We start from the raw sequence: 3,294 nt of genomic DNA, 5'->3' as shown, positions 1-3,294 counted from the left end.
GCCATCGCAATGCGGCCCCGCGGCGTCCTGCCCAACAGGCCCTCGCGTACGAGGAACGGTTCGGCCACTGTCTCCACTGTCTCGGTCTCCTCCCCCACCGCAATGGCCAGGGTCGAGAGTCCCACGGGTCCGCCGCCGAACTTGGTGATCAGCGCCTCGAGCACTGCCCGGTCCAGCCGGTCCAGGCCACGCTTGTCCACTTCATACATATCCAGGGCCGCGGAAGCCGTGCGGGCGTCAATCTGTTCGATCCCATGCACCAGGGCCCAGTCACGGACACGCCGGAGGAGCCGGTTGGCGATACGGGGCGTACCGCGCGAACGGCCGGCGATTTCGCTGAAGCCCGCAGAGTTCACCTTGAGGTCCAGCAGCCCGGCGGACCGGCGAAGAACGAGCTCAAGCTCGGCAACGCTGTAGAACTCCAGATGCCCCGTGAACCCGAACCTGTCCCGCAACGGCCCCGGCAGCAGCCCGGCACGGGTGGTGGCACCCACCAAGGTGAAAGGCGGGAGCTCCAGCGGGATGGCGGTGGCGCCGGCCCCCTTGCCCACCACAATGTCCACCCGGAAGTCTTCCATGGCCATGTAGAGCATTTCCTCGGCAGGGCGTGACATCCGGTGGATTTCGTCGAGGAACAGGACCTCGCCCTCCGACAGTGAGGACAGGATGGCGGCGAGGTCGCCGGCATGCTGGATGGCAGGGCCGCTGCTGATCCGCAAGGGGGCGTTCATTTCCGACGCCACAATCATGGCCAGGGTGGTCTTGCCCAGGCCGGGCGGACCGGAGAAGAGCACGTGGTCAGCGCTGCGGCCGCGCATCCGCGATGCCTGAAGGACCAGCGAAAGCTGCTTCCTGACCCGGTGCTGGCCTACAAAATCGTCAAGGTTCTTGGGCCGGAGGGCGGCTTCAATGGCCCGGTCTTCGGGTTCCTCCACCGCCGCAACGACGGACGGCTCAGCCACGGCTGCCTACCCGGTTCCCGGCCCGCGCGCCGTCCTGGCCCAGCCAGCGGAGGGTTGTCCGCAGGATTTCGGCGACGTTGCCGCGGAAGGAAACCTCAGGCTCGTCCGCCAGGGCTTTGTCGATACTGGTGGTTGCATCCTTCTCGGACCAGCCAAGGCTGGTCATGGCCGCCACTACCTGCGGCTTCCAGGCAGCCTCGGCCGGGGTGGCCGGAGTGGCAGCGCCGGCGGTGCCGTGCGGCACCAGCTTGCCGGCAAGTTCCAGCACAATCCTGGCGCCCACCTTGGGTCCTATGCCGGGAACTTTGGTGAACGTCTTGCTGTCACCAGTGTGCGCGGCCACCCTGATGGCCTCCGGCTCGTGGACGGCCAGCACAGCGAGGGCAAGGCGGGGACCTACGCCGCTCACACTGAGCAGGACATCGAAGACTTCACGTTCGTCGTCGGAGGCGAAGCCAAACAGGGTGAGGGAATCCTCGCGGACAATCAGCGACGTGAAGAGTTTGCCCTCCTCGCCGGTGCGGAGTCTACTCAGGGTCTGGGGGGTGGCGTTGACGCTCATGCCGGCGCCGTTGAGGTCGATGACTGCGGTGGAAAGACCTACGTGGGCTACGGTTCCGCGAAGGAAACTGATCAAGGCCGGGCTCCTGTATAAACTGCCGGCACAGCCGACTATCCGAACATATCTACGAATACCCTAGCAAGGGGGCGCGGACTTCACCGCGAGCGGCGCGCTTTGGCCTCGGCGTCAGCCCAGGCCCGCTGGGCAGGCGTCAGCGAAAGGCTGCCGGGACCCGTCGTGGCAACGGACGCCCCACTTCCGGCGCGCCAGGCGTGGGTAATGGCCAGGGCCAGGGCATCCGCAGCATCTGCGGGGCGCGGCGGGGCATCCAGCCTGAGGATCTTGGTGACCAGCTTGGTTACGGCGTCCTTGTTCGAGGTGCCGCTGCCGGTGACTGCGGCCTTAACCTCCGACGGCGTGTGCAGCGCCACCGGGATTCCGCGCCGGGCAGCCGCCGCGATCACCACTCCGGACGCCTGCGCCACGCCCATGACGGTGCTGACATTCAGTTGCGAGAAGACGCGCTCGACGGCGAGGACGTGGGGCTCGTGGCGGTCCAGCCACTCGTCGATGGCCAGGGCGATCACCAGCAGCCGCTGGTCCAGGGAGTCCTCCGGGGAGGTTCCCACTACCCCGAACGCCACCATCGTTGCCCGCCGGTTCCGTTCGACGTCGACCACTCCGATGCCGCAACGGGTAAGTCCCGGGTCAACCCCGAGTACGCGCAGCGTCACCGGCAGTCAACAGCCCTAAACCGCAAAGCGGAAGGTCATTCGGATTCTTCCAGGGCGGCCTGGACTTCATCACTGAGGTCTGCGTTGCTGTAGACGTTCTGGACGTCGTCGAGCTCTTCGAGTGCGTCCACGAGCTTCATGAACTTCCTGGCTGCTTCAAGGTCGAGCGGAACCTGCATCGACGGAACGAATTCGGCTTCGTCAGTGTCGTACTCGATCCCGGCTTCCTTCAGTGCATCGCGGACGGCCTGGAGGTCCGTGGGCTCCGAGTGGATTTCGAAGGTGTCGCCGTTGTCCTTGACTTCTTCGGCACCGGCATCCAGGACGGCCATCAGGACGTCGTCCTCGGTCAGGTCCTTCTTGGGCAGGGACACCACGCCCTTGCGGCTGAACAAATAGCTCACGGAACCGGGATCGGCGATGGTGCCGCCGTTGCGGGAAATGGCGAGGCGGACTTCGGAAGCCGCACGGTTTTTGTTATCCGTCAGGCACTCGATCAGCAGCGCGGAACCCTGCGGGCCACGGCATTCGTACATGATCTCGGTGTAGTCAACCACTTCACCGGTCAGGCCGGCACCGCGCTTGATGGCGCGGTCGATGTTGTCTGCCGGGACGGAGGTCTTCTTGGCCTTGGTCACGGCAAGTTCCAGGCCGGGGTTGCCCTGGAGGTCGGGGCCGCCCATGCGTGCGGCGACTTCGATGTTCTTGATCAGCTTGGCGAACGACTTGGCGCGGCGGCTATCGAGGATGGCCTTTTTGTGCTTGGTCGTTGCCCATTTGGAGTGGCCTGACATGCTTTACGCTTCTCCTCTGATCATGCGGATAAAAAGTTCATGTACGCGTTTCTCCCCAGTCACTTCCGGGTGGAAGGAGGTGGCCAGCAGGTGGCCCGAACGCACTGCAACAATTCTAGCCGTCCCCGGCAGGCTTGCCGCGTGGGACGCGTGGACTGGATCCGCCGGTTCCACCTGGGCCAGGATCTCGACGCCGGGGCCCACCCGCTCCACCCAGGGGCCCCGGATGAACACGGCATGGA

The 3,294-nt window shown here is 65.5% G+C and carries 4 protein-coding genes and 1 pseudogene; all 5 read right to left on the bottom strand.

The genetic code is table 11. The features are described 5' to 3' along the window. The coding region (ruvB, locus tag DBR22_RS00880) for a Holliday junction branch migration DNA helicase RuvB (RefSeq protein WP_108597355.1) at window positions 1–962 on the bottom strand (962 nt) is incomplete at its 3' end. Continuing rightward, entirely contained in the window at window positions 955–1,599 is a 645-nt protein-coding gene (gene ruvA, locus DBR22_RS00875; protein ID WP_108597354.1) for a Holliday junction branch migration protein RuvA, read from the bottom strand. The genes ruvB and ruvA, both read right to left, overlap by 8 nt. Window positions 1,600–1,679: 80 nt before the next feature. Then, complete coding sequence (gene ruvC / locus DBR22_RS00870; protein ID WP_108597353.1) at window positions 1,680–2,258, bottom strand: crossover junction endodeoxyribonuclease RuvC; 579 nt, start codon at window positions 2,256–2,258, stop codon at window positions 1,680–1,682. A gap of 35 nt (window positions 2,259–2,293) precedes the next feature. Then, window positions 2,294–3,052, bottom strand: coding sequence for a YebC/PmpR family DNA-binding transcriptional regulator (locus DBR22_RS00865; RefSeq protein WP_108597352.1), 759 nt, complete (start codon window positions 3,050–3,052; stop codon window positions 2,294–2,296). 3 nt (window positions 3,053–3,055) lie between these two features. Continuing rightward, window positions 3,056–3,294: pseudogene (locus tag DBR22_RS00860) on the bottom strand (pyridoxal 5'-phosphate synthase glutaminase subunit PdxT); the annotation flags it as partial.

The sequence above is a fragment of the Arthrobacter sp. HMWF013 genome (genome assembly GCF_003061105.1).
Lineage (GTDB): Bacteria > Actinomycetota > Actinomycetes > Actinomycetales > Micrococcaceae > Arthrobacter.
This window is presented reverse-complemented; position numbering and strand designations above follow the sequence as displayed.